25 protein-coding genes are annotated in these 26,434 nt (G+C 70.1%); 16 read left to right on the forward strand and 9 right to left on the reverse strand.

The window, feature by feature from the left end; genetic code table 11:
• Positions 1-24: 24 nt before the first annotated feature.
• The 7 genes from ACIBTS_RS18670 (at position 25) to ACIBTS_RS18700 (ending at position 7,091) form a co-directional block, all read left to right on the forward strand.
• On the forward strand, positions 25-1,236 hold the full coding sequence (locus tag ACIBTS_RS18670) for a phosphoglycerate kinase (RefSeq protein ID WP_399320595.1): 1,212 nt from the start codon (positions 25-27) through the stop codon (positions 1,234-1,236).
• Between the two features lie 6 nt (positions 1,237-1,242).
• Complete coding sequence (gene tpiA, locus ACIBTS_RS18675; protein WP_319338512.1) at positions 1,243-2,019, forward strand: triose-phosphate isomerase; 777 nt, start codon at positions 1,243-1,245, stop codon at positions 2,017-2,019.
• Between the two features lie 143 nt (positions 2,020-2,162).
• Entirely contained in the window at positions 2,163-2,393 is a 231-nt protein-coding gene (secG, locus tag ACIBTS_RS18680) for a preprotein translocase subunit SecG (protein WP_399320598.1), read from the forward strand.
• A gap of 211 nt (positions 2,394-2,604) precedes the next feature.
• Positions 2,605-2,940, forward strand: coding sequence for an RNA polymerase-binding protein RbpA (locus ACIBTS_RS18685; RefSeq protein ID WP_078615979.1), 336 nt, complete (start codon positions 2,605-2,607; stop codon positions 2,938-2,940).
• 157 nt (positions 2,941-3,097) lie between these two features.
• Positions 3,098-4,366 (forward strand): MFS transporter, encoded by a 1,269-nt coding sequence (locus tag ACIBTS_RS18690; protein WP_399320600.1) that lies wholly within the window; start codon positions 3,098-3,100, stop codon positions 4,364-4,366.
• Positions 4,367-4,439: 73 nt separating this feature from the next.
• Entirely contained in the window at positions 4,440-6,092 is a 1,653-nt protein-coding gene (pgi, locus tag ACIBTS_RS18695; RefSeq protein ID WP_399320602.1) for a glucose-6-phosphate isomerase, read from the forward strand.
• A gap of 120 nt (positions 6,093-6,212) precedes the next feature.
• Positions 6,213-7,091, forward strand: a complete 879-nt coding sequence (locus ACIBTS_RS18700) for a hypothetical protein (RefSeq protein ID WP_399320604.1) — start codon at positions 6,213-6,215, stop codon at positions 7,089-7,091.
• A 30-nt stretch (positions 7,092-7,121) separates the two neighbouring features.
• Here ACIBTS_RS18700 and pgl read toward each other — a convergent pair whose 3' ends face one another.
• Genes pgl through tkt form a run of 5 tightly spaced genes read right to left on the reverse strand, consistent with a single transcriptional unit; the run spans position 7,122 to position 13,870 of the window.
• Positions 7,122-7,904: a 6-phosphogluconolactonase gene (pgl, locus tag ACIBTS_RS18705; RefSeq protein WP_399320606.1), complete on the reverse strand. Its 783-nt coding sequence runs from the start codon at positions 7,902-7,904 to the stop codon at positions 7,122-7,124.
• Positions 7,901-9,091, reverse strand: a complete 1,191-nt coding sequence (opcA, locus tag ACIBTS_RS18710) for a glucose-6-phosphate dehydrogenase assembly protein OpcA (protein WP_399320608.1) — start codon at positions 9,089-9,091, stop codon at positions 7,901-7,903. The genes pgl and opcA overlap by 4 nt, the downstream gene beginning before the upstream one ends.
• Positions 9,088-10,626, reverse strand: coding sequence for a glucose-6-phosphate dehydrogenase (gene zwf, locus ACIBTS_RS18715; RefSeq protein ID WP_399320609.1), 1,539 nt, complete (start codon positions 10,624-10,626; stop codon positions 9,088-9,090). The genes opcA and zwf overlap by 4 nt, the downstream gene beginning before the upstream one ends.
• 4 nt (positions 10,627-10,630) lie before the next feature.
• A complete protein-coding gene (tal, locus tag ACIBTS_RS18720; RefSeq protein ID WP_319670475.1) occupies positions 10,631-11,749 on the reverse strand; it encodes a transaldolase in 1,119 nt (372 codons plus the stop codon).
• A 33-nt stretch (positions 11,750-11,782) separates the two neighbouring features.
• Positions 11,783-13,870, reverse strand: a complete 2,088-nt coding sequence (gene tkt / locus ACIBTS_RS18725) for a transketolase (protein WP_399320611.1) — start codon at positions 13,868-13,870, stop codon at positions 11,783-11,785.
• A 355-nt stretch (positions 13,871-14,225) separates the two neighbouring features.
• Here tkt and ACIBTS_RS18730 point away from each other — a divergent pair, with 355 nt between their 5' ends.
• From ACIBTS_RS18730 to ACIBTS_RS18740, 3 genes are all read left to right on the forward strand, one after another.
• On the forward strand, positions 14,226-15,212 hold the full coding sequence (locus tag ACIBTS_RS18730; protein WP_399320612.1) for a heme o synthase: 987 nt from the start codon (positions 14,226-14,228) through the stop codon (positions 15,210-15,212).
• A gap of 55 nt (positions 15,213-15,267) precedes the next feature.
• Positions 15,268-15,600, forward strand: coding sequence for a hypothetical protein (locus ACIBTS_RS18735; RefSeq protein WP_319670472.1), 333 nt, complete (start codon positions 15,268-15,270; stop codon positions 15,598-15,600).
• Between the two features lie 80 nt (positions 15,601-15,680).
• The gene (locus ACIBTS_RS18740; protein ID WP_399320614.1) at positions 15,681-16,787 is read left to right on the forward strand and encodes an amidohydrolase family protein; all 1,107 of its coding nucleotides are present in this window, start codon (positions 15,681-15,683) and stop codon (positions 16,785-16,787) included.
• Between the two features lie 29 nt (positions 16,788-16,816).
• Here the strand turns inward: ACIBTS_RS18740 and ACIBTS_RS18745 are convergent, their stop codons facing one another.
• The 4 genes from ACIBTS_RS18745 to ACIBTS_RS18760 form a co-directional block, all read right to left on the reverse strand.
• Positions 16,817-17,830, reverse strand: coding sequence for a heme A synthase (locus tag ACIBTS_RS18745; protein ID WP_399320616.1), 1,014 nt, complete (start codon positions 17,828-17,830; stop codon positions 16,817-16,819).
• 55 nt (positions 17,831-17,885) lie between these two features.
• Positions 17,886-18,602 (reverse strand): ABC transporter permease, encoded by a 717-nt coding sequence (locus ACIBTS_RS18750; RefSeq protein ID WP_399320799.1) that lies wholly within the window; start codon positions 18,600-18,602, stop codon positions 17,886-17,888.
• Between the two features lie 50 nt (positions 18,603-18,652).
• Complete coding sequence (locus tag ACIBTS_RS18755) at positions 18,653-19,576, reverse strand: ABC transporter ATP-binding protein (RefSeq protein WP_399320618.1); 924 nt, start codon at positions 19,574-19,576, stop codon at positions 18,653-18,655.
• A 123-nt stretch (positions 19,577-19,699) separates the two neighbouring features.
• Positions 19,700-20,497: an aminoglycoside N(3)-acetyltransferase gene (locus ACIBTS_RS18760; protein WP_399320619.1), complete on the reverse strand. Its 798-nt coding sequence runs from the start codon at positions 20,495-20,497 to the stop codon at positions 19,700-19,702.
• Between the two features lie 183 nt (positions 20,498-20,680).
• Here ACIBTS_RS18760 and ACIBTS_RS18765 point away from each other — a divergent pair, with 183 nt between their 5' ends.
• From ACIBTS_RS18765 to ACIBTS_RS18790, 6 genes are read left to right on the forward strand one after another with little or no spacing between them, the layout of a single operon-like run.
• Entirely contained in the window at positions 20,681-21,424 is a 744-nt protein-coding gene (locus ACIBTS_RS18765) for a helix-turn-helix transcriptional regulator (protein WP_399320621.1), read from the forward strand.
• The gene (sufB, locus tag ACIBTS_RS18770; protein ID WP_079663079.1) at positions 21,421-22,842 is read left to right on the forward strand and encodes a Fe-S cluster assembly protein SufB; all 1,422 of its coding nucleotides are present in this window, start codon (positions 21,421-21,423) and stop codon (positions 22,840-22,842) included. The genes ACIBTS_RS18765 and sufB overlap by 4 nt, the downstream gene beginning before the upstream one ends.
• Before the next feature lie 60 nt (positions 22,843-22,902).
• Entirely contained in the window at positions 22,903-24,084 is a 1,182-nt protein-coding gene (gene sufD, locus ACIBTS_RS18775) for a Fe-S cluster assembly protein SufD (RefSeq protein ID WP_399320622.1), read from the forward strand.
• Positions 24,084-24,404 (forward strand): non-heme iron oxygenase ferredoxin subunit, encoded by a 321-nt coding sequence (locus ACIBTS_RS18780; protein WP_079663081.1) that lies wholly within the window; start codon positions 24,084-24,086, stop codon positions 24,402-24,404. The genes sufD and ACIBTS_RS18780 overlap by 1 nt, the downstream gene beginning before the upstream one ends.
• A gap of 7 nt (positions 24,405-24,411) precedes the next feature.
• The gene (sufC, locus tag ACIBTS_RS18785) at positions 24,412-25,176 is read left to right on the forward strand and encodes a Fe-S cluster assembly ATPase SufC (RefSeq protein WP_079663082.1); all 765 of its coding nucleotides are present in this window, start codon (positions 24,412-24,414) and stop codon (positions 25,174-25,176) included.
• Positions 25,173-26,429 (forward strand): cysteine desulfurase, encoded by a 1,257-nt coding sequence (locus ACIBTS_RS18790; RefSeq protein ID WP_079663083.1) that lies wholly within the window; start codon positions 25,173-25,175, stop codon positions 26,427-26,429. Before sufC ends, ACIBTS_RS18790 begins: the two co-directional genes overlap by 4 nt.
• Positions 26,430-26,434 lie beyond the last annotated feature (5 nt).

Here is a 26,434-nt window from a genome sequence, read left to right on the forward strand (position 1 = left end):
CCTCTCACGCCAGGAGCCCCCGTAATGAAGACGATCGACGAACTTCTCGCCGAAGGCGTCGCAGGCAAGCGGGTCTTCGTCCGCGCCGACCTCAACGTGCCGCTCGACGGCACGACCATCACCGACGACGGCCGGATCCGCGCCGTGCTGCCCACCGTCAAGGCCCTCGCGCAGGCGGGCGCCAAGGTCGTCGTCGCCTCGCACCTTGGCCGGCCCAAGGGCGCGCCGGACCCGGCCTTCTCCCTCGCTCCCGCCGCCGCCCGGCTGGGCGAGCTCCTCGGTTCCGCCGTGGCCTTCGCGACCGACACGGTCGGCGAGTCCGCGCGGTCGACGGTCGCCGGCCTGGGCGACGGCCAGGTCGCCGTCATCGAGAACCTGCGGTTCAACGCCGGCGAGACCGCCAAGGACGACGCCGAGCGCGGCGCCTTCGCCGACCGGCTCGCCGCCCTGGCCGACGTCTACGTCGGCGACGGCTTCGGCGCGGTGCACCGCAAGCACGCGTCCGTCTACGACCTCCCGGCACGCCTGCCGCACGCCGCCGGCTTCCTGATCGCCACCGAGGTCGGCGTCCTGAAGAAGCTCACCGAGGACGTCAAGCGGCCCTACGTCGTAGCGCTCGGCGGCGCCAAGGTCTCCGACAAGCTCGCCGTCATCGACCAACTGCTCGGCAAGGCCGACCGCATCCTCATCGGCGGTGGCATGGCCTACACCTTCCTCAAGGCCCAGGGCCACGAGGTCGGCATCTCCCTCCTCCAGGAGGACCAGGTCCCCGCGGTGCAGGAGTACATGGAGCGCGCGCAGAAGACCGGCGTCGAGCTGGTCCTGCCGGTCGACGTCCTCGTCGCCCCCGAGTTCCCGGACCTGAAGACGAAGGCCCCCGCGAACCCCACCACGGTCGCCGCGGACGCGATCCCCGCCGACCAGGAGGGTCTGGACATCGGTCCCGAGACCCGCAAGCTGTACGCCTCGAAGCTCGCCGACGCCGCCACCGTCTTCTGGAACGGGCCCATGGGCGTCTTCGAGCACCCCGACTACGCCGAGGGCACCAAGGCGGTCGCCCAGGCCCTCATCGACTCCCCGGCGTTCACGGTCGTCGGCGGCGGCGACTCCGCCGCGGCCGTCCGCCTCCTGGGCTTCGACGAGAACGCATTCGGCCACATCTCGACCGGCGGCGGCGCCTCCCTCGAATACCTCGAGGGCAAGACGCTCCCCGGCCTCGCCGCACTGGAGGACTGACCCCGCATGACCACTCGCACGCCGCTGATGGCGGGCAACTGGAAGATGAACCTCAACCACCTCGAGGCCATCGCCCACGTCCAGAAGCTCGCCTTCGCCCTCGCCGACAAGGACTACGACGCCGTCGAGGTCGCCGTCCTGCCGCCCTTCACCGACCTGCGCTCCGTGCAGACCCTGGTGGACGGCGACAAACTCAAGATCAAGTACGGTGCCCAGGACATCTCGGCGCACGACTCCGGCGCCTACACCGGCGAGATCTCCGGCCCCATGCTCGCCAAGCTGAAGTGCACGTTCGTGGCCATCGGCCACTCCGAGCGCCGCCAGTACCACAACGAGACCGACGAGCTCGTGAACGCCAAGGTCAAGGCCGCCTACAAGCACGGCCTCACCCCGATCCTGTGCGTGGGCGAGGAGCTGGAGGTCCGCGAGGCGGGCAACCACGTCTCGCACACCCTCGCCCAGGTCGAGGGCGGTCTGAAGGACCTCCCGGCCGAGCAGGCCGAGTCCGTCGTGATCGCCTACGAGCCCGTGTGGGCCATCGGCACGGGCAAGGTCTGCGGCGCCGAGGACGCGCAGGAGGTCTGCGCCGCCATCCGCGCCAAGGTCGCCGAGCTCTACACCCAGGAGCTGGCCGACCGGGTCCGCATCCAGTACGGCGGCTCCGTGAAGTCCGGCAACGTCGCCGAGATCATGGCGCAGGCCGACATCGACGGCGCGCTGATCGGCGGCGCCTCGCTGGACGTCGACGAGTTCGTCAAGATCGTGCGCTTCCGCGACCAGTGATCCCGCGGTGATCCGACGGTGATCCGAGCTGTGAGTATGCGGTAGCGGCGATCCGTCGTACTCTTGCGGGGGCATGGCGGATGACGCTGTGCCCCCGCTGTTCATCCGAGTCGTTATCCGAATCCGAGGAAGTTGGTCCAGCCGTGGTTTTGGGGTTCTCGATCGCCCTGATCGTCTTCAGCCTGCTGCTGATGCTGCTGGTGCTGATGCACAAGGGGAAGGGCGGCGGCCTCTCCGACATGTTCGGTGGCGGCATGCAGTCCTCCGTCGGCGGCTCCTCGGTCGCCGAGCGCAACCTCGACCGCATCACCGTCGTCATCGCTTTCCTGTGGTTCGCCTGCATCATCGTCCTCGGCATCGTGATGAAGAGCTGATCAGTCTCTCGCAGGTACGCACATTCCGGTACGTAAGGCCCCATGTTCGGTACGCGCAGCTGAGCGCGGCCTATCATGGGGCTTGCGTCTAGGTGTGGGAGCTGTAACTCCAATCACTGGACGCGCGTTGGGCCTTACGTAGACTGAGGCGCTCGCAGCGAAGCGAAACGCCGACTCGCTTTGCGGCACCATCACGCAGGGAGTTACGACCGTGGCAAGTGGCAACGCGATCCGAGGAAGCCGGGTCGGGGCGGGGCCGATGGGCGAGGCCGAGCGGGGCGAGTCCGCGCCGCGTCTGCGCATCTCCTTCTGGTGCTCCAACGGACACGAGACGGTGCCCAGCTTCGCCAGCGACGCGCAGGTTCCCGAGACCTGGGACTGCCCGCGCTGCGGCTTTCCCGCCGGACAGGACCGGGACAACCCCCCGGACCCACCCCGCACCGAGCCCTACAAGACGCACCTCGCCTACGTGCGGGAGCGGCGCAGCGACGCGGACGGCGAAGCGATCCTCGCCGAGGCGCTCGCCAAACTGCGGGGCGAGATCTAGAAGTTGACGAGACCGGCCGGGTGCCTACAGGCGCCTGGCCGGAGTTGTTTCGCGGGCCGGCGGGGTCCGGGTGCGGACCGGTTGTCAGTGGTGCCCTCTACGGTTTTCGTAGCGGTTCTCGTGTGTGCGGTGAACCGGCGAACCATGAGGGGGACGTGTGGCGACGGTCGGTGTGGTGGGCGGTCGCGCGCCCGCGTGGCGCGGGGGGTTCGGGCGGCTGTGGAGCGCCGCCGTGATCTCGCGCTTCGGGGACGCGCTGCGGACGACCGCGCTGCCCCTGCTCGCCGTGCAGCTCACGGACGAGCCGCTGGTCATCGCCTCCGTGACCGCCTGCGCCTACCTCCCCTGGCTGCTGTTCGGGCTGCTCGGCGGGGCCGTCGCCGACCGGGTGGACCAGCGGCGCGCGATGTGGGCCGTGGACACCGTGCGCGGCCTGCTCGTCGCCGCCTTCGCCCTCGCCGTGGGACTCGGTCACGCCTCCATCCCTCTGCTGCTCGCCCTCGCCTTCCTGCTGACCACCCTTCAGACGCTCTTCGACAACGCCTCCACGGCCCTGCTGCCCTCCCTGGTGGACGCCGAGGCCCTCGGCGCGGCCAATGCCCGCCTGATGACCGGCCAGCAGCTCGCGGGCGGCCTGCCGGCGGGCCCGTTGGTGCCGCTGCTGCTCGGCGTGGGCGCCTGTATGCCGTTCGCCGCCGACGCGGGCACGTATCTGCTGGCCGCCGCCCTGGTGGCCTCCCTGCGGATACGGCCGGCCGAGCGGGAGCCGCGCCCCGCCGGCAGCACCCTGCGCGCGGAGATCGGCGAGGGCCTGCGCCACCTGTGGGGCGACCGCGTCCTGCGGCCGATCTGCCTGGCCACCCTGCTGTGCAACATCGGCATGGGCGCCCTGATCGCCACCCTGGTCCTGCACGTGACGCGCTGGCTGCACGCCGGCGACACCGGATTCGCCGCCGCGATGACGGTCTACGCGCTCGGCAGCCTCGTCGGCGGTCTCCTCGCCCAGCGCCTCGCGCGCCGCGTCGGCAGAGCCCGCGCCCTGCTGCTCGGCGGAACCGTCCAGACGGCCTCGCTGCTGCTCATGGGCACCGTGCGGCACCTCGGCGCCCTGCTCGCGGGCATGCTGCTGCTCGGCCTCATGAACATGGTGTGGAACGTCAACCAGGTCACGCTGATGCAGCGGCGCAGCCCGGCGCCCATGGTGGGCCGCATCGCCTCCGCCTTCCGCACGGCCTCCACCTCCGGCGCCCCCGTGGGCGCCCTGCTCGGCGGAGCGGCGGCCCGGGCCTTCGGCCTCAACGCGCCCGCACTGCTGGCGGCCCTGCTCTTCGCACTCGCCGTCGCCGCGTTGATACCGGCGGGCAAGGCGGACGTACCTGTTGTTGCCCCGCGAGGCCGTGGCACGTCCGCTCACGTCACCTCCTGATCAACTAGGTTGGGAGCGGCGGGGCAAGCCGTGCGAGGCAGCACGGACAGGTGAGGAAGGGCTGAAGTCCGACATGAACGCAGACGGCCGTACGAGGCTCAACCAGACGCCCGAGTGGACCGCTCTGGCCAAACACCGCGAGGAACTCGGAGAGGTGCGGCTGCGGGAGCTGTTCGCCGCCGACCCCGAGCGCGGCGCCGGATACACGGTGCAGGTCGGGGACCTGCACATCGACTACTCCAAGCACCTCGTCACCGAGGAGACGCTGCGGCTGTTGCGTGAGCTGGCCGCCGCCGGCGACGTGTTCGGCCTCAGGGACGCCATGTTCCGCGGCGAGAAGATCAACACCACCGAGGACCGCGCCGTGCTGCACACCGCGCTGCGCGCCCCGCGCGACGCGGTGATCGAGGTCGACGGGGAGAACGTCGTCCCGGCGGTGCACGCCGTCCTGGACAAGATGGCCGACTTCGCCGGACGCGTGCGCTCCGGGGCCTGGACCGGCCACACCGGCCGGCGCATCAAGAACGTGATCAACATCGGCATCGGCGGCTCCGACCTGGGCCCGGCCATGGCCTACGAGGTGCTGCGCAGCTACACCGACCGCGACCTCACGGTCCGCTTCGTGTCGAACGTGGACGGCGCCGACCTGCACGAGGCCACCCGCGACCTGGATCCGGCCGAGACGCTGTTCATCATCGCCTCCAAGACGTTCACCACCATCGAGACGATCACCAACGCGACCTCGGCCCGCACCTGGCTGCTGGACGCGCTCGGTGGGGCAGAGTCGGCCGTCGCACAGCACTTCGTCGCTCTGTCGACGAACGCGGAGAAGGTCGCCGGCTTCGGCATCGACACCGCCAACATGTTCGAGTTCTGGGACTGGGTCGGCGGCCGCTACTCCTTCGACTCGGCGATCGGCCTGTCGCTGATGATCGCCATCGGGCCCGACCGCTTCCGCGAGATGCTCGACGGCTTCCACCTCGTCGACGAGCACTTCCGCACCGCGCCCGCCGAGTCCAACGTGCCGCTGCTGCTGGGCCTGCTGGGCATCTGGTACGGCAATTTCCACGACGCCCAGTCGCACGCGGTACTGCCCTACAGCCACTACCTGTCCAAGTTCGCCGCCTACCTCCAGCAGTTGGACATGGAGTCCAACGGCAAGTACGTCGGGCGTGACGGCAAGGAGGTCGACTGGCAGACCGGCCCGATCGTCTGGGGCACGCCGGGCACCAACGGGCAGCACGCCTACTACCAGTTGATCCACCAGGGCACGAAGCTCATCCCGGCCGACTTCATCGGCTTCGCCGAGCCGGTCGCCGAGCTGAGCGACGGACTCAAGGCCCAGCACGACCTGCTGATGGCGAACTTCTTCGCGCAGACGCAGGCGCTGGCCTTCGGCAAGACGCCCGAGGAGGTGCGCGCGGAGGGCGTCCCGCAGGAGCTGGTGGCCCACAAGACGTTCAAGGGCGACCACCCCACGACCACGATCCTCGCCCGTGAGCTGACCCCCTCGGTCCTCGGTCAGCTCGTCGCGCTGTACGAGCACAAGGTGTTCGTGCAGGGCGCGGTGTGGAACATCGACTCCTTCGACCAGTGGGGCGTGGAGCTCGGCAAGGTCCTCGCCAAGCGCGTCGAGCCGGCGTTGACGGAAGGCGCGGACGTACCGGGTCTCGACGGGTCGACGACCGCGCTCGTCGCCAAGTACCGGGAACTGCGCGGCCGTTAGGCGAGGTGGGAAGGGACGGGAAGCGGGCGGCGGGAGCCGGTCCGCTTCCGTTAAGATCCGCGAGGATCACGCAGCGACGACTCGGGGGAGTGGAAGTTGGCCGGCACGCGCGGGAACTGGATGAGCGACAGACTGTCGATGCGGTCGGTCCTGCAACCGAAACAGGTGGCGCAGGCGCTGTACCACCCGGCGTGGATCCCGCCGTCGGTCGATCCGTCCGTGGACCGGCTCAAGAAGGCACGCATCATCGCCGGAGCCGTCGCCGCTTTCGGCGTGTACACCTTCGTACAGCGCAAGTTCGCCTTCGAGGAAGTGCTGGAGAACATGCTGACGGCGTCCGTCGTCGTGCTCCTCATCACGCCGCTGACGGTCGGCGTGATGCTCTTCGTGTGGCGACGCACCGGGACGATCCGCCAGATGCGGGTGCCGCTCGTGAACTCGCTCAAGCTGCTGCTGTTCTTCATCGGCTCGGTCGTCGGGTTGGTGTTCCTGTGGCAGGGGACGATGGCGCTCGGTGGCTTCTGGCTGGTGCCGCTCGGCTTCACGGCGCTCTGGCTGACCGGCATGGTGATCTACGGAGCGGTGCAGGTCTCCGGGAACTTCTTCGGCACGGCCGCCGTGCACCGGTCCCTGCCGCCGCTGCTCGCCACGGTGACGACCTGGCTGATGGCGGTCCCCGACCTCGTCACGGGCGATCTGCACGGACTGAGCCTCACCATGGGCATCGTCTTCATCCTGGGCGCGCCGCTGACCGTGACGGGCATCGCGCTGCTGGAGACCAGTCGGCTCAAGCGCCGCTACGGCATCCGGCTCTCCGCCCACCCGGCCACCTTGCCCCCGGCGCAGGCCGCGGTGCCGCCCCGGTTCCCGCCGCAGGGAAACCCGTACGGCCACCCCTACGGCCATCCCTACGGGGCGCCGTACGCCCCGCCGCCGCAGAACCCGTACGGCGGCGGCCCCTACCAGCCCTACAACGGACAGAACCCGTACGGCCGTTGACCGTACGGGTTCCATGGAGAGCTGTCCGGGTCAGGGGGACGCCGGCGGGTACAGCGACCTCGGGAGCCGGGAGGCCGCCGCGGTGTCCAGGAGCCACAGGGTGCGGGCGCGGCCCTGGGCACCGGCCGCCGGGGCCTGGATCTCGCCCGCGCCGGACAGGGCGATCGCCGCGGCCTGTGCCTTGTCCTCGCCGGCCGCGAGCAGCCACACCTCACGGGCCGCCCGGATCGCCGGGAGGGTGAGGGTGACCCGGGTCGGCGGCGGCTTGGGCGCACCGTGCACCCCGACCACCGTGCGCTCGGTCTCCCGCACGGCCGGCAGCTCCGGGAAGAGCGAGGCCACATGGGTGTCCGGGCCGACGCCCAGCATCAGGACGTCGAAGGTGGGCACGGCGCCGTGGTTCTCGGGGCCGGCCGCGCGGGCCAGCTCCTCGGCGTAGGCTTCCGCGGCCGCCTCGACGTCGGCGCCGTAGGGACCGTCGGACGCGGGCATGGCGTGCACGCGCTCGGGGTCCACGGGGACGGAGTCCAGCAGGGCCGCACGGGCCTGCGTGACGTTGCGCTCCGGGTCGCCCTCGGGCAGGAAGCGTTCGTCGCCCCACCACAGGTCGAGCCGGGCCCAGTCGACGGCGTCGCGGGCGGGCGCGGCGGCCAGCGCGGCGAGCAGGCCGTTGCCGTTGCGGCCGCCCGTGAGGACCACGGACGCGTGGCCCCGGGAGGCCTGCGCGTCCACGATCTTCGTGATGAGGCGGGCCGCGGCGGCCTGCGCCATCAGCTCCTTGTCGTGGTGCACGACCAGCTGGGGGGTGCTCACGGCGAGTCCGCTTTCCTGACCGGGGGCATCTGCGCCGGAGTGGGCCGCTCGCCCTCGCCCTGACTCTGGCCCGGGTTCTGGCCCTGTCCCTCGCCCTTGCCTTCGCCCTGGCCCGCCGGGGCGGCGGACGGCCGAGCCGGCGCGGACGAGCGGCCCGCGGCGGTCACGGCGGTCACGGCCGCCGGGTCCGGCACCGCACGGACCGGGAGGGACGGCACGGGCTGCGAGGCTGCCGCCTCGACCCGCTCCGCCGCCGACTGGATCCCGCCCAGCCGGTCCACGCCGAACCGCAGCGCGGACGCGTACGTGTCGTCCGGGTCGAGCCTGCGCAGCTCCTCCGCGAGCAGCTCGGACGTCTCACGGCGCTTGAGAGCCACCGCGCGGTCCGGCTGGCCCGGCAGCGCCAGCGTGGCCATCGCGCCGTCCGAGCGGTGCAGCGTGATGGGGCCGCCGGTCGTCTCCATCCGTACCTGGGTCAGCCCGGGACCCGCGGAGATCGCGCGCCGGACGTGCACATGGAGCCGGTCGGCGAGCCACATGGCGAGCAGTTCGACGCTCGGGTTGGCCTCTTCGCCCGCCACCTCGGCGGACACGATCTCGGCGCTGACCTGGTCGAGGGCGGCGGCCAGCATCGAGCGCCACGGGGTGATCCGGGCCCACGCCAGGTCGGTGTCGCCCGGCTCGTAGCTCTCGGCGCGCGCCCGCAGTTCGCCCACGGGCTTCTCCGCCGCGTAGCTGTCGGTGACCCGGCGCTGGCCCAGGGCGCCCAGCGGGTCGCCCGCCGGATCGCGCGGGGCGTCCACCGACCACCAGACCACCACCGGCGCGTCCGGCAGCAGCAGTGGCAGGACGACCGACTGGGCGTGGTCGGCGACCTCGCCGTACAGCCGCAGGACGACCGTCTCGCCGGTGCCCGCGTCCGCGCCCACCCGTACCTCGGCGTCGAGGCGGGACTGGGTGCGGCCCCGGGGGGAGCGCGAGACACGCTTGATGACCACGAGCGTGCGCGAGGGGTGCTCGTGCGACGCGTCGTTCGCGGCCTTCAGGGCGTCGTAGGCGTTCTCCTCGTCCGTCACGACGACGAGGGTGAGCACCATGCCGACGGCGGGCGTGCCGATGGCGCGGCGGCCCTGCACCAACGCCTTGTTGATCTTGCTGGCCGTGGTGTCCGTGAGGTCTATCTTCATGGCCGGCGCCAGCTCCGTCCGTCTCGCTCGAGCATCTCGTCGGCCTCGACGGGCCCCCACGTGCCCGACGGGTACTGCGCGGGCCTGCCGTTCCTGTCCCAGTACTGCTCGATCGGGTCGAGGATCTTCCAGGACAGCTCCACCTCTTCCGTGCGGGGGAAGAGGTTCGAGTCGCCCAGCAGCACGTCGAGGATGAGCCGCTCGTACGCCTCGGGCGAGGACTCCGTGAAGGACTCGCCGTAGGCGAAGTCCATCGACACGTCCCGGATCTCCATGGAGGTGCCGGGCACCTTGGAGCCGAAGCGGACGGTGATGCCCTCGTCGGGCTGGACGCGAATGACGATCGCGTTCGCGCCGAGCTCCTCGGTGGCCGTGGAGTCGAACGGGGAGTGCGGCGCCCGCTGGAAGACCACCGCGATCTCGGTGACCCGGCGGCCGAGGCGCTTGCCGGTGCGCAGGTAGAAGGGGACGCCCGCCCAGCGGCGGTTGTCGACCTCCACCTTGATGGCGGCGTAGGTGTCGGTCTTCGACTTGGGGTCGATGCCCTCTTCCTCGAGGTAGCCGACGGCCTTCTCGCCGCCCTGCCAGCCGGCCGCGTACTGGCCGCGCACGGTGTCGCGGCCCAGGTCCTTCGGCAGCCGTACGGCCCCGAGCACCTTGGTCTTCTCGGCGGCCAGCGCGTCCGCGTCGAAGGAGGAGGGCTCCTCCATCGCGGTCAGCGCCATCAGCTGGAGCAGGTGGTTCTGGATGACGTCACGGGCGGCGCCGATGCCGTCGTAGTAGCCGGCCCGGCCGCCGATGCCGATGTCCTCGGCCATCGTGATCTGCACATGGTCCACGAAGGACCGGTTCCAGATCGGCTCGAACATCGTGTTCGCGAACCGCAGCGCCAGGATGTTCTGGACGGTCTCCTTGCCCAGGTAGTGGTCGATGCGGAAGACCTGGTCCGGGGCGAAGACCTCGTGGACGACCTGGTTGAGCTCCACGGCCGAGGCGAGGTCGTGGCCGAAGGGCTTCTCGATGACCGCGCGCCGCCAGGAGCCGCCCTTCTGGTCCGCCAGCCCGTGCTTCTTCAGCTGCTGGATGACCACGGGGAAGGACCGCGGCGGCACGGACAGGTAGAAGGCGAAGTTGCCGCCCGTGCCCTGCGCCTTGTCGAGGTCCTCGATCGTCGAGCGCAGCCGCTCGAACGCGTCGTCGTCGTCGAAGGTGCCCTGCACGAAGCGCATGCCCTGGACGAGCTGCTGCCAGACCTCCTCGCGGAAGGTCGTGCGGGCGTGAGCCTTGACGGCGTCGTGGACCTCCTGCGCGAAGTCCTCGTGCTCCCACTCGCGGCGCGCGAAGCCCACCAGCGAGAAGCCCGGCGGCAGCAGACCCCGGTTGGCGAGGTCGTACACGGCGGGCATGAGCTTCTTCCGGGACAAATCGCCCGTGACGCCGAAGATGACCAGGCCCGACGGCCCCGCGATACGCGGGAGCCGTCGGTCTGCGGGATCACGGAGCGGATTCGCTCCGGAACCGGAATGAGGCGACAAGATTTCAGCCCTCCGAGGGGGCGAGGCGTTCCAGCTCCGCCTCGGTCGACTTGAGCAGGTCGTTCCAGGAGGCCTCGAACTTCTCGACGCCCTCGTCCTCGAGCAGCTGCACCACGTCGTCGTAGGAGATCCCGAGCTTTTCGACGGCGTCGAGCTCGGCGCGGGCCTGCTCATAGGTGCCGGCGACCGCGTTGCCGGTGATCTGCCCGTGGTCCTCGGTGGCGAACAGGGTCGCCTCCGGCATGGTGTTGACCGTGTTCGGCGCCACCAGGTCGTCCACGTACAGGGTGTCCTTGTACGCGGGGTCCTTCACGCCGGTGGAGGCCCACAGCGGACGCTGCTTGTTCGCGCCCGCCTTCTCCAGCGCGCTCCAGCGCTCGCCCGCGAAGACCTCCTCGTACGCCTGGTAGGCCAGGCGGGCGTTGGCGACGCCGGCCTTGCCGCGGGCGGCCTTGGCCTCGTCGGTGCCGAGCGCGTCGAGCCGCTTGTCGATCTCGGTGTCCACGCGGGACACGAAGAAGGACGCCACGGAGTGGATCAGGGACAGGTCCAGGCCCTTGGCCTGCGCCTTTTCCAGGCCCGCCAGGTAGGCGTCCATGACCTCGCGGTAGCGCTCCAGCGAGAAGATCAGAGTGACGTTGACGCTGATGCCGTTGCCGATGACCTCGGTGATCGCCGGCAGGCCCGCCCGGGTGGCCGGGATCTTGATCAGCGTGTTGGGCCGGTCCACCAGCCAGGCCAGCTGCTTGGCCTCGGCGACCGTCGGCTTGGTGTGGTGCGCCAGGCGCGGGTCGACCTCGATGGACACCCGGCCGTCCTGGCCGCCGGTGGCGTCGAAGACCGGGCGCAGGATGTCGGCGGCGTCCCGGACGTCCGCCGTCGTGATCATGCGGATGGCCTCCTCGACCGTCACCTTGCGGGCGGCGAGGTCCGACAGCTGCTGGTCGTAGCCGTCGCCCTGCGAGATCGCCTTCTGGAAGATCGACGGGTTGGTGGTGACGCCCACGACGTGCTGCTGGTCGATCAGTTCCGCGAGGTTGCCGGACGTGATCCGCTTGCGCGACAGGTCGTCCAGCCAGATCGCGACGCCCTCCTCGGAGAGGCGCTTGAGTGCGTCTGTCATGGAATTACATCTCCTACGTGTCGTATGTGAGCGTCAGCGCTGGGCGGCGGTGAGGGATTCACGGGCCTGTGCGGCCACGTTCTGCGCAGTGAAGCCGTACTCCTGGAAGAGGACCTTGCCGTCGGCGGAAGCACCGAAGTGCTCCAGGGAAACGATGCGACCGGCGTCCCCGACGTACTTGTGCCAGGTGAGACCGATGCCCGCCTCGACCGAGACCCGGGCCTTGACGGACGGGGGCAGGACGCTGTCCCGGTACCCCTGGTCCTGCTCCTCGAACCACTCCACGCACGGCATGGACACGACGCGCGTCGGCACGCCGTCGGCCTCCAGCTGCTCGCGTGCCTCGACGGCCACGTGCACCTCGGAACCGGTCGCGACGAGGATCACCTCGGGCGTCCCCGTGGAGGCCTCGAACAGGACGTAACCGCCCTTGGCCGCGTCCTCGTTGGGCTCGTACGTCGGCACACCCTGGCGGGTGAGGGCCAGACCGTGCGGGGCGCCCTTGCCGAAGACCTTCGTCCAGCGCCTGAGGATCTCGCGCCAGGCGATCGTGGTCTCGTTGGCGTCGGCCGGGCGGACGACGTTCAGGCCCGGGATGGCGCGCAGCGACGCGAGGTGCTCGACCGGCTGGTGCGTGGGGCCGTCCTCGCCCAGACCGATGGAGTCGTGCGTCCACACGTATGTCACCGGCAGGTGCATGAGCGCGGACAGGCGTACGGCGTTGCGCATGTAGTCGGAGAACACGAGGAACGTGCCGCCGTAGATGCGGGTGTTGCCGTGCAGCGCGATGCCGTTCATCTCCGCGGCCATGGAGTGCTCGCGGATGCCGAAGTGGATCGTGCGGCCGTACGGGTTCGCCTCCGGTAGCGGGTTGTCCGCCGGGAGGAACGACGACGTCTTGTCGATCGTCGTGTTGTTGGAGCCGGCGAGGTCGGCGGAGCCGCCCCACAGTTCGGGGATGACCGCGCCGAGCGCCTGCAGCACCTTGCCCGAGGCGGCACGCGTGGCGACGCCCTTGCCGGGCTCGAAGACCGGGAGCTTCTCCTCCCAGCCGGTGGGCAGCTCGCCCGCGGCGACACGGTCGAACTCGGCGGCGCGGTCGGGGTTGTTGTCCCGCCACTGCTGGAAGGACTTCTCCCACACCGCGCGGGCCGCCTGGCCGCGCTCCAGGGCGCCCCGGGTGTGGCCGATGACCTCGTCGGCGACCTCGAAGCTCTGCTCCGGGTCGAAGCCCAGGACGCGCTTGGTGGCCGCGACCTCGTCGTCGCCGAGGGCCGAGCCGTGCGCCGCCTCGGTGTTCTGCGCGTTCGGCGCGGGCCAGGCGATGATCGAGCGCATCGCGATGAAGGACGGCTTGTCCGTCACCTGCTTCGCGGCCTCGATCGCGTTGTAGAGGGCGTGCGGGTCGAGGTCGCCGTCCGGCTTCGGGGCGACGCGCTGCACATGCCAGCCGTACGCCTCGTACCGCTTGGCGGTGTCCTCGGAGACGGCCGTCTCGGTGTCGCCCTCGATCGAGATGTGGTTGTCGTCCCACAGCAGGATCAGGTTGCCGAGCTTCTGGTGCCCGGCCAGCGAGGACGCCTCGGCGGAGATGCCCTCCTGGAGGCAGCCGTCACCGGCGATCGCGTAGACGAAGTGGTCGAACGGCGACTCGCCGACCGGGGCGTCGGGGTCGAACAGACCGCGCTCGTAGCGGGCGGCCATCGCCATGCCGACGGCGTTGGCGACACCCTGGCCCAGCGGGCCGGTCGTCGTCTCCACGCCCGTGGTGTGCCCGTACTCCGGGTGCCCCGGCGTCTTCGAGCCCCACGTGCGGAACGACTTCAGGTCGTCCAGCTCCAGGCCGAAGCCGGCCAGGTACAGCTGGGTGTAGAGGGTCAGGGACGAGTGGCCCGCGGACAGCACGAACCGGTCGCGGCCCACCCAGTCGGCGTCCGCCGGGTCGTGCCGCATCACCTTCTGGAAGAGGGTGTACGCGGCAGGCGCCAGGCTCATGGCCGTACCGGGATGGCCGTTGCCGACCTTCTGTACGGCATCGGCGGCCAGGACGCGGGCGGTGTCGACGGCCCGCTGGTCCAACTCGGTCCACTCGAGGTCTGTGGTGGTCGGCTTGGTGCTCACCCTGGGTCAGGGCTCCTCTCCACATGTCACGCATGTCGAATGCCGGTGCACGCGGCGCCCACCGGCCGTGGTCGAGCCTACCCCCGACAGAACGTGCATTTTTTCGAGTCATTCCAGACTGCTGGGACTCTTCGGGATCCGCCTCCCGACCGGCGTGTTTCCTGTTCAGCAAGTGAATACGGAGCCGCTCGTACGAGTGCTCAACAGAGTGGTCCCCGGCTCTTCCGCCGCCGCCGTCCAACACGACCCCACCCCCGCGAATAACGGGGTATGGGCAACGTCTACAGTGGCGTGGTACGCGCGAGCCTTTACCCCGTATTCACACGGGCGGGCTCGCTGGGAGTCTCTGTCAGGGGTGTGCGTGACGGCCGTTGAATCCCGTCCTGGGGGTACCTCCCAGGCCCTTAAGGCGCTGGGGGAGGGGATTATCGGGACGAGCCAGAGCCCGAACCGGCGGCCGCTCGGGGCCCGGGTCAAGGCGTTCGTGGCGCTGACCAAGCCGCGGATCATCGAGCTGCTGCTGATCACCACCGTCCCGGTGATGTTCCTGGCGCAGCAGGGCGTCCCGGACCTCTCTCTGGTGCTGCTGACCTGCCTCGGCGGCTACCTCTCCGCGGGCGGCGCCAACGCGCTGAACATGTACATCGACCGCGACATCGACGCGCTGATGGACCGCACCTCGCAGCGCCCGCTGGTCACCGGGATGGTCAGCCCGGGTGAATGTCTCGCCTTCGGCATCACCCTCGCGGTGGTCTCGACGCTCCTGTTCGGCCTGACCGTCAACTGGCTGTCGGCCTGGCTCGCCCTCGGCGCCCTCCTCTTCTACGTCGTCGTCTACACGATGATTCTCAAGCGGCGTACCTCGCAGAACATCGTGTGGGGCGGCATCGCGGGCTGTATGCCGGTGCTGATCGGCTGGTCGGCCGTCACCGACTCCGTGTCCTGGGCCCCGGTCATCCTCTTCCTCGTCATGTTCTTCTGGACGCCGCCGCACTACTGGCCGCTGTCCATGAAGGTGAAGGACGACTACGCGCGCGTGGGCGTGCCGATGCTGCCGGTCGTCGCCTCCAACAAGGTCGTCGCCAAGCAGATCGTCCTCTACAGCTGGGTGATGGTCGTCGTCTCGCTGCTGCTGACCCCGTTGGGCTACACCGGCTGGTTCTACACCTCGGTCGCGCTGGTGGCCGGCGGCTGGTGGCTGTGGGAGGCGCACGCGCTGCAGACCCGCGCGAAGGCCGAGGCGACGGGCGGGAAGCTGAAGGAGATGCGGCTGTTCCACTGGTCCATCACCTATGTGTCGCTGCTGTTCGTGGCGGTCGCGGTGGACCCCTTCCTGAGGTAAGCGTCACGCCCTGCGGCCGTCGCCGTTCGATCTACCCGTCGGTAGCATCCTGCCCATGGCAGACACGCAGCAGGTTGACGCGAAGGCCGAGCGCAGCACCGCCCGCCTCAGCAAGCAGATCAACGCTTTCTCCAAGGAGCACGGCGGCGCCGAGGCGCAGGTCGCGTACATCGGCGAGCGCGGCGCCCGCATCGTCCTCGTCGGCGAGGACGGCGGCTGGGGCGACCTCGTGGCCCCCTCGGTTCAGATCGCCCGGCAGGCCGTCGAGAAGGCCGGCCTCACACTCCACGAGACCTTCGACGGCGAGTTCGCGGCCAAGGTGAAGACCGGACCGTACGAGTGGAGCCGCATGGCGGGGATCCAGGTCGGCGGACCGAAGAACAGCTGAAGGACTCCTTCGGCACTACCTGACACCCGGTTCACCCGTTAGGACCTCAGGAGCACGAGGTCCAGTCCAGGGGAGTCCGGATGATCGAAACGCCGTCCTTGGTGGACCAGTACTGCCACGGCGTCCTGAGAACGGAGCTGGGTCTCGGCACCTTCGAGGCCCAGCTGGCGCGTACCGAGGGCCCGCCCGCCCCAGGTACGACGCTCTTCGACACCCAGACCGGGTTCGCGGTACGCCGTTGGTGCCCCCCGCTGCTCGGCCTGGAACCGCACGCCCCGCCCGCCCGGTATCTGGCCCGGCGTCGTGAACTCGGCGTACTGGAAGCGGGCCGCCGGCTGCTGCGCGGCAGCGGCATCACCACCTACCTGGTCGACACGGGCCTGCCCGGCGACCTCACCGGACCGTGCGAGCTGGCCTCCACGGGTGCGGCCGAGGCCCGCGAGATCGTGCGTCTGGAACTCCTCGCCGAACAGGTCGCGGACACCTCGGGCACCGTCGAGTCGTTCCTCGCCAACCTCGCCGAGGCGGTCCACGCGGCCGCCGCGCACGCCGTGGCCTTCACCTCCGTCGCGGGCGTCCGGCACGGTCTCGCACTGGCGCCCGAGCCGCCCGGGCCGGGGGAGGTGCGGGGCGCGGCGGGCCGCTGGCTGGCCGCCCGGCGGGTCGGCGGCGAGCTGAGCGACCCGGTGCTGCTACGGCATCTGCTGTGGATCGCCGTCGCCTCGGGACTGCCCCTGCAACTGCACGCGGGCCTCGGGGCGCCGGGGGCGCGCATCGACCGCACCGACCCCGTGCTGCTCACCGACTTCGTCCGCGCGACGGCCGGCCTGGGCACCGACCTCGTCCTGCTGCACGGCTACCCCTACCACCGCCACGCCGCGCATCTCGCCGGTGTCTTCCCGCATGTGTACGCCGACTCCGGCGCGGCCCTGGTACGGACCGGCGCGCGCGCCGCGACGATCCTCGCGGAGATCCTGGAACTGGCCCCCTTCGGCAAGATCCTGTTCTCCAGCGGCGCGCAGGGGCTGCCCGAGCTGCACGTGGTCGGGGCGCGGCTGTTCCGCGAGGCCCTGGCACGGGTGCTGGGCACCTGGGTCGCGGAGGGGGCGTGGTCGCCGACGGACGCGCAGCGGGTGGCGGGACTGATCGCGGCGGGCAACGCGCGCAGGGTGTACGGCCTGGGCTGAGGCGTACCGACCGCGTGCCGGCGCCCGCGTCAGCGGGAGGTCGCCTCGACGCGGCCGGCGGGCCGGGGCAGCTGGAGGTCCACGCCGTCGACGGGGCGTTCGCGCAACGCCAGCAGCACCCGCAGCACCGCGATCCACACCAGGCAGGAGCCGAACATGTGCACCCCGACCAGGGCCTCGGGGAGATCCGTGAAGTACTGGACGTAGCCGATGACGCCCTGGGCGAGGAGCACCAGGAACAGATCCCGGACGCGGTCCAGCGGACCCTTGGGCGAGTCGACCGCCTTCAGGACGAACCACAGGGCGAACGTCAGCGTCACGACGATCCACGCGAGCACGGCGTGCAGCTTGCTCACCGTCTCCCAGTCCAGCGGCATCCGCTCGACCTCGCTGGAGTCGCCGGCGTGCGGGCCGGAGCCGGTGACCACCGTGCCGACGGCGATCAGCAGCGCCGAGGCGCCGACCAGGAACCACACCAGTTGCCGCACCGACGTGCCGACCACCGGCTCGGGCGCCCCGTCGCCCTCCCGGGTGCGCTGCCACATCAGCGTGGCGACGGCGGTGAGCGCCGAGGCCAGCAGGAAGTGCGCCGCGACCGTGTACGGGTTGAGGCCGACGAGCACCACGATGCCGCCGAGGACCGCGTTGCCCATCACGAGCCAGAACTGCGCCCAGCCCAGCCGGGTCAGGCTCCTGCGGTACGGCTTCTCGGAGCGCGCGGCGATGATCGCCCAGCCGACGGCCGCGCACAGCACGTACGTCAGCATGCGGTTGCCGAACTCGATGGCGCCGTGGAAGCCCATCGCGCTGGTCGCGGTGAGCGAGTCGGCGGTGCACTTGGGCCAGGTCGGGCAGCCCAGGCCGGAGCCCGTGAGGCGTACGGCGCCGCCGGTGACCACGATGACCACCGACATCACGAGCGCGAACAGAGCCGCCCGCTGCACCGTCCGGGGGGTGGGGGTCCAGCGTTCGGCGATGAAGGCGAGGGGGTTGCGCACGGCGGCTACGGCGTCGGCACGGGTCACTTTTGGCACGCCTCCCATCGTAGGCGGCCGCTTGTGCACGCTTTCACGAGGGGGCCCCGTCCGCCGTGTGTCCCTACTCCCAGCGGAAGAACCGGCCGGCCGCCGCGAGCCCGACGACCGCCCAGACCGCGAGGATCCCCAGGTCGGCCCAGGGCATGCCCGCGCCGTGCTGGAGGACGTCCCGCAGACCGTCCGAGAGGGCCGAGATGGGCAGCAGACCGAGCACGTCCTGGGCGGCGGGCGGGAACTTGTCGAGCGGGACGATCACCCCGCCGCCCACCAGCAGCAGCAGAAAGACCAGGTTGGCCGCGGCCAGCGTCGCCTCCGCCTTCAGGGTGCCCGCCATCAGCAGACCGAGACCCGAGAAGGCGGCCGTGCCGAGGACCAGGAGCAGCAGGACGGCCGTGGGGTTCCCGTGCGGGTTCCAGCCCAGCGCGAACGCGATCACTGTCAGGAGGATCACCTGGAGGACCTCGGTGACCAGGACCGACAGCGTCTTCGCCGCCATCAGGCCCCAGCGGGGCAGCGGCGAGGAGGCGAGCCGCTTCAGGACGCCATAGCGGCGTTCGAAGCCGGTCGCGATGGCCTGACCGGTGAAGGCCGTCGACATCACGGCGAGCGCGAGGATGCCGGGGGTGAGGAAGTCCACCGCCTTGCCCGCGCCGGTGTCGACGATGTCCACGCTGCTGAACAGGACCAGCACAAGCGTCGGGATCACGACGGTGAGCAGCAGTTGCTCGCCGTTGCGCAGGAGCATCTTGGTCTCCAGCGCCGCCTGGGTCCCGATCATGCGGGGCAGGGGCGCGGCCCCGGGGTTCGGCGTATAGGTGCCGGTGACGGTCACGAACGCAACTCCTTGCCGGTCAGCTCAAGAAAGACGTCTTCGAGGGTGTGCCGTTCCACCGAGATGCGGTCCGGCATCACCCCGTGCTGCGCGCACCAGGACGTGACCGTCGCCAGCAGTTGCGGGTCGACCTTGCCCATGACCCGGTAGGAGCCCGGGGTCAGCTCGGCGGCGGAGCTGTCGGCGGGCAGGGCCTTGAGCAGGGACTGTACGTCGAGGCCGGGGCGGCCGGTGAAGCGCAGGGTGTTCTCGGCGCCGCCGCGGCACAGCTCCTCGGGGGAGCCCTGGGCGATGACACGGCCCGCGTCGATGATCGCGACGTCGTCGGCGAGCTGCTCGGCCTCGTCCATGTAGTGCGTGGTGAGGATGACCGAGACGCCGTCGGCGCGCAGGTCCCGTACGAGGTCCCAGGTGGCGCGGCGGGCCTGCGGGTCCAGGCCGGCCGTCGGCTCGTCCAGGAAGACCAGTTCCGGGCGGCCGACGACGGCCATCGCCAGCGCCAGCCGCTGCTGCTGGCCGCCGGACAGGCGACGGTAGGTCGTCCGGCCGCAGGAGCCGAGGCCGAGACGCTCGACGAGGGCGTCGACGTCCAGCGGATGCGCATGCAGCTTCGCCACGTGCCGGAGCATCTCGTCGGCCCGGGCACCGGAGTACACCCCGCCCGACTGGAGCATCACGCCGATCCGGGGGCGCAGGTCGCAGGACTGTCTCACCGGGTCGAGGCCGAGGACGTGCACCGTGCCGGAGTCCGGCTTGCGGTACCCCTCGCAGATCTCGATCGTGGTCGACTTGCCGGCGCCGTTGGGCCCGAGGACGGCGGTGACGCCCGGCCGGGCGCTCAGGTCGAGGCCGTCCACCGCCGTCTTCGTCCCGTACCGCTTCACCAGGGCCTGGACCCGGACGACAGGCTCAGTTCGCATGGCTCAAGAGTCTAGGTTCGTGCGCGGGGGCTCGAACCTGGGGGTCCCCCCGCTCGAGCGGAGTCGAGAGTGGGGGAGGGTACGGAAAGTGGTCGTGCACGCCGGGCGGCCCGACGGGCGCGTTCAGAGCTCCTCCTCCCTGGGGCGGTGCAGCGGCAGCCACCGCTGCGCGTACGCCACGGCGTCCGCGACCGGAAACAGCCGCACGTCGGCCGCGCCCACCGTGCCCCGTACGACGGCACGGTCGCGTTCGAAGTCATGGCCGAGTTCGTCGAACCGGTCGGAGTCGATCGACACCTCTCTCACCCGCTCCCACCCGTCGACGCCGGGCCGGCCGACGTCCACGAGCGGGGCGGGTATCCGGTATTCGGCGAGGTGGAAGCTGGTGCAGGTGTCGTATCCGGCGCCGAGGAGCAGCACCCGCGCGCCCAGTTTCTCCAGCCGGGCCAGCGGGCTGTGCTCCCCGAGCCGGCAGTTGGGCGCGTGTCCGTCCACGACCTCCGCCGCCCGGGCTCCCAACGCCGCGAAGGACGTCTGAGGGTGCGCGCTGCGCAGCGCGCCGGGCCAGGTGCGGACCGTCTCCGGGATCACGCCGACGCCGAGGCTGGGGGTGACGAGGGGGTCGTAGGCGGGCATGGTGGCCCGGATCGTCTCCCACCACTCCTCGGGCACCGGCGGATTGCGCCACACCGCCGGATCGGACAGGTCCCCGGTCTGGGCCGGGACCACCAGGGTGCCCTCCGGGCCGAGCGCGTCCAGAGTTGCGCGCACGACCGTGACGGCGCCTCCACAGACCCAGCCGAGGGAACTGAGCGAGGAATGCACGAGGAGGATTTCTCCGGGTTCGACGCCCAGCGCGCGAAGGCCCGCGGTGAGGGTGTCCCGGGTGACAAGTGGGCCGGTGGGAGGGGGTGTGGGCATGGTCCGGCAGTGTCCCCGAAGGGGCCCTGGGGAGCCAGTGATTTAATCGGTCGGCCGCCTCGCTCTGATCGATCAAAGATCGTTTCCCCAGGTCAGATTAGGTATGCCTAAGTGACGCAGGGCACCGTCCGGCCGTCCGGGCGCGGCTTGCCTGCCTCTGAGGAATTACGCAACAATGGCGTTGTGAAAAAGGTCGGCGAGGCTCGGGAGACCCCCACGGGGACCCCCCAGGAGGAGTTCGCGACCGGGGAGCGTTCCACACGCAACCGGGTCGCGCGATCCATCCTGGACCACGGGCCGTCGACTGTGACCGAGCTGGCCGGGCGGCTGGGGCTCACCCCCGCCGCCGTACGCCGTCACCTCGACGCGCTGGTCGCCGACGACGTCGTTCAGGCCCGCGAGCAGCGGGTGTACGGAGCGCGGACCCGCGGACGCCCCGCCAAGGTCTTCGTCCTCACCGACTGCGGCCGTGACGCCTTCGACCAGTCCTACGACAAGCTCGCCGCGGACGCCCTGCGCTGGATCCAGGAGCGATTCGGCGGGGACGAGGCGGTCGTCGCCTTCGCCCGCGCCAGGATCGCCGAGCAGGCCGCCGCGTACCGCAAGGCCATCGAGGCCGCCGCCCCCGAGGAGCGAACCGAAGCCCTGGCCAAGGCCCTGAGTGCGGACGGTTACGCTGCTACGGCGCGTAGCGCACCGGTCGGCGAGCAGCTGTGCCAGCACCACTGCCCCGTCGCCCACGTCGCGGAAAAGTTCCCGCAGCTCTGCGAGGCGGAGACCGAGATCTTCTCCCAGCTGCTCGGCACGCACGTCCAGCGACTGGCGACCATCGCCCACGGCGACGGCGTGTGCACGACGTTCATCCCCAAAGTTTCGACAGCCACCCACAACGCATCTGCAAGCACGGCCGGGAGGAACCCCGCATGACTCTCCCCACGGAGACTGCTCACCCCGAACTCGAGGGCCTGGGCAAGTACGAATACGGCTGGGCCGACTCCGACACGGCCGGCGCCTCTGCCAAGCGCGGCATCAACGAGGACGTCGTCAAGGACATCTCCGACAAGAAGTCCGAGCCGGAGTGGATGACGAAGCTGCGCCTCAAGGGCCTGAAGCTCTTCGAGAAGAAGCCCATGCCCAACTGGGGCTCGGACCTCTCAGGCATCGACTTCGACAACATCAAGTACTTCGTGCGCTCCACGGAGAAGCAGGCGGAGTCCTGGGAGGACCTGCCCGAGGACATCAAGAACACCTACGACAAGCTCGGCATCCCGGAGGCGGAGAAGCAGCGCCTCGTCGCCGGCGTCGCGGCCCAGTACGAGTCCGAGGTCGTCTACCACCAGATCAACGAAGAGCTCGAGGCGCAGGGTGTCATCTTCATGGACACCGACACCGCCCTGAAGGAGCACCCGGAGCTCTTCAAGGAGTACTTCGCGACCGTCATCCCGGCCGGCGACAACAAGTTCGCGTCGCTGAACACCGCGGTGTGGTCGGGCGGCTCCTTCATCTACGTGCCGCCGGGCGTCCACGTGGAGATCCCGCTCCAGGCCTACTTCCGCATCAACACGGAGAACATGGGCCAGTTCGAGCGGACCCTGATCATCGTCGACGAGGGTGCGTACGTGCACTACGTCGAGGGTTGTACGGCCCCGATCTACAAGTCGGACTCGCTGCACAGCGCGGTCGTCGAGATCATCGTCAAGAAGAACGCCCGCTGCCGTTACACGACCATCCAGAACTGGTCGAACAACGTCTACAACCTGGTCACCAAGCGCGCCGTGGCGTACGAGGGCGCGACCATGGAGTGGATCGACGGCAACATCGGCTCCAAGGTGACGATGAAGTACCCCGCCGTCTACCTGATGGGCGAGCACGCCAAGGGCGAGACCCTCTCCATCGCCTTCGCGGGCGAGGGGCAGCACCAGGACGCCGGCTCCAAGATGGTCCACATGGCGCCGAACACCTCCTCCAACATCGTGTCGAAGTCCGTGGCGCGTGGTGGCGGCCGTACGTCCTACCGCGGTCTCGTCGAGATCGGCGAGGGCGCCCACGGCTCCAAGTCGAACGTGCTGTGCGACGCGCTGCTCGTCGACACCATCTCCCGCTCCGACACGTACCCCTATGTGGACGTCCGCGAGGACGACGTGTCCATGGGCCACGAGGCGACCGTCTCCAAGGTCTCCGAGGACCAGCTCTTCTACCTGATGAGCCGAGGACTCAGCGAGTTCGAGGCGATGGCGATGATCGTGCGCGGCTTCGTCGAGCCCATCGCGAAGGAGCTGCCCATGGAGTACGCCCTCGAACTCAACCGGCTGATCGAGCTGCAGATGGAAGGCGCGGTCGGTTAAGACCCGCCACCGGACAGCAGCGAGCAATTTCTGACGTAGGAAGAGAGCAGACCGACAGCCATGGCTGAGGCTCAGAACATCCCCGTGGGGTCCACCACCGCGGGCCAGATCGCGGTGGCCGCCGAGTCGACCGTCGCCACGCGCATGAGCGCGCCCCCGTCCTTCGACGTCGCGGACTTCCCGGTCCCGCACGGCCGCGAGGAGGAGTGGCGGTTCACGCCGCTGGAGCGGCTGCGCGGGCTGCACGACGGTACCGCCGTCGCGACCGGCGAGGCCGTCAAGGTCGCCGTCGAGGCCCCCGAGGGCGTCACCGTCGAACTCGTGGACCGTGACGACCAGCGGCTCGGCAAGGCCGGCACCCCCGTGGACCGGGTCGCCGCCCAGGCGTACTCCGCGTTCGAGAAGGCCGGCGTGGTCACCGTCCCCAAGGAGACGGTGCTCACCGAGCCGATCCGCATCGCGGTGCACGGCGAGGGCGGCGTGGCGTACGGCCACCAGGTCATCGAGCTGGGTGCCTTCGCCGAGGCCGTCGTCGTCATCGACCACACCGGTGACGCCGTGCTCGCCGCCAACGTCGACTACATCCTCGGCGACGGCGCGAAGCTCACCGTCGTCTCCGTCCAGGACTGGGACGACAAGGCCGTGCACGTGGCCCAGCACAACACCCTCATCGGGCGGGACGCGAGCTTCAAGTCGGTCGTGGTGACCTTCGGCGGCGACCTCGTCCGCCTGCACCCGCGCGTCGCGTACGCCGGCACCGGCGGCGAGGCCGAGCTGCTCGGTCTGTACTTCACGGACGCCGGTCAGCACCAGGAGCACCGCCTGCTGGTCGACCACAACGTCCCGCACTGCAAGTCCAACGTCGTCTACAAGGGCGCCCTCCAAGGCGACAACGCCCACGCGGTGTGGATCGGCGACGTGCTCATCGAGGCCAAGGCCGAGGGCACGGACACCTACGAGATGAACCGCAACCTGGTGCTGACCGACGGCGCCCGGGTCGACTCCGTGCCGAACCTGGAGATCGAGACCGGCGAGATCGTCGGCGCCGGGCACGCCTCCGCCACCGGCCGGTTCGACGACGAGCAGCTCTTCTACCTGATGGCCCGCGGCATCCCGGCCGACGAGGCCCGTCGCCTGGTGGTCCGCGGCTTCTTCGCCGAGCTGGTCCAGCAGATCGGTGTCGACGACATCGAGGAGCGCCTGCTCGCCAGGATCGAGACCGAGCTGGAGGCCACGGTCTGATGACGGCCTTCGTACGCGCCTGCGGACTGAGCGAGCTGGAGGAGGACACCCCGAAGCGGGTGGAACTCGACGGCACGCCGGTCTCGGTCGTCCGCACCGAGGGGGAGGTGTTCGCCATCCACGACGTCTGCTCCCACGCGAACGTCTCGCTCTCGGAGGGCGAGGTGGAGGACTGCCAGATCGAGTGCTGGCTGCACGGCTCCAGTTTCGACCTCCGCACCGGTAAGCCGTCCGGCCTTCCCGCGACGCGCCCCGTCCCCGTATACCCCGTAAAGATCGAAGGGGACGACGTGCTCGTCTCCCTCACCCAGGAGTCCTGAGGCACCCATGGCAACGCTTGAAATCCGAGACCTGCACGTCACCGTCGAGGCCGACAACGCCACGAAGGAGATCCTCAAGGGCGTCGACCTCACCGTGAAGCAGGGCGAGACGCACGCCATCATGGGCCCCAACGGCTCCGGCAAGTCGACCCTCGCCTACTCGCTCGCGGGTCACCCGAAGTACACGATCACCGGCGGCACCGTGCTGCTCGACGGCGAGGACGTCCTTGAGATGTCCGTCGACGAGCGCGCCCGCGCGGGCCTCTTCCTGGCGATGCAGTACCCGGTCGAGGTCCCCGGCGTCTCGGTCTCCAACTTCCTCCGTACGTCCGCGACCGCCATCCGCGGCGAGGCCCCCAAACTGCGCCTGTGGGTGAAGGAGGTCAAGGAGGCCATGGAGCGGCTCAACATGGACCCCTCCTTCGCCGAGCGCAACGTCAACGAGGGCTTCTCCGGCGGTGAGAAGAAGCGCCACGAGATCCTCCAGCTGGAGCTGCTCAAGCCGAAGGTCGCGATCCTCGACGAGACCGACTCCGGTCTGGACGTCGACGCCCTGCGGGTCGTCTCCGAGGGCGTCAACCGCGTCCGCGAGACCGGTGAGGTCGGCACCCTGCTGATCACGCACTACACGCGCATCCTGCGCTACATCAAGCCCGACTTCGTCCACGTCTTCTCCGCGGGCCGGATCGTCGAGTCCGGCGGCGCCGAACTCGCCGACAAGCTGGAGGAAGAGGGCTACGAGGCATACACGAAGGGTGGCGTATCAGCGTGACGCAGCTGCCGGGTCTCCTCGACACCGAGGCGCTCCGCAAGGACTTCCCCATCCTGGACCGACAGATCCACGACGGTAAGAAGCTCGTGTACCTGGACAACGCGGCGACCTCGCAGAAGCCGCGCCAGGTCCTGGACGCCCTGAACGAGTACTACGAGCGCTACAACGCCAACGTCCACCGCGGTGTGCATGTGCTCGCCGAGGAGGCCACGGCGCTGTACGAGGGCGCGCGTGACAAGGTCGCGTCGTTCATCAACGCGCCGAGCCGCGACGAGGTGATCTTCACCAAGAACGCCTCCGAGTCGCTCAACCTCGTGGCGAACATGCTGGGCTGGGCCGACGAGCCCTACCGCGTGGACCACGAGACCGAGATCGTCATCACGGAGATGGAGCACCACTCCAACATCGTGCCGTGGCAGCTGCTGTCGCAGCGCACGGGCGCGAAGCTGAAGTGGTTCGGCCTCACCGACGACGGCCGCCTCGACCTGTCCAACATCGACGAGATCATCACCGAGAAGACGAAGATCGTCTCCTTTGTGCTGGTGTCGAACATCCTGGGCACGGTGAACCCGGTCGAGGCGATAGTGCGCCGGGCGCAGGAGGTCGGTGCGCTCGTCTGCATCGACGCCTCGCAGGCCGCGCCGCACATGCCGCTGGACGTACAGGCGCTGCAGGCCGACTTCGTGGCCTTCACCGGCCACAAGATGTGCGCCCCGACCGGCATCGGCGTCCTGTGGGGCCGCCAGGAGCTGCTGGAGGACCTTCCCCCGTTCCTCGGCGGCGGCGAGATGATCGAGACGGTGTCGATGCACTCCTCGACCTACGCGCCGGCCCCGCACAAGTTCGAGGCGGGCACCCCGCCGGTCGCGCAGGCGGTCGGGCTGGGCGCGGCCATCGACTACCTGTCCGCGATCGGCATGGACAAGATCCTCGCCCATGAGCACGCGCTCACCGAGTATGCGGTGAAGCGGCTCGGCGAGGTCCCCGACCTGCGGATCATCGGCCCGTCGACGGCCGAGGACCGGGGCGCGGCGATCTCCTTCACGCTCGGCGACATCCACCCGCACGACGTGGGCCAGGTGCTGGACGAGCAGGGCATCGCGGTCCGGGTGGGTCACCACTGCGCCCGCCCCGTCTGCCTGCGGTACGGAATTCCCGCGACCACGCGAGCGTCGTTCTATCTGTACTCCACGCCGGCCGAGATCGATGCTCTGGTCGACGGTCTGGAGCACGTACGGAACTTCTTCGGCTGAGGGGT

The sequence above is a fragment of the Streptomyces sp. NPDC050121 genome (assembly GCF_044460385.1).
Taxonomy (GTDB): domain Bacteria; phylum Actinomycetota; class Actinomycetes; order Streptomycetales; family Streptomycetaceae; genus Streptomyces; species Streptomyces soliscabiei.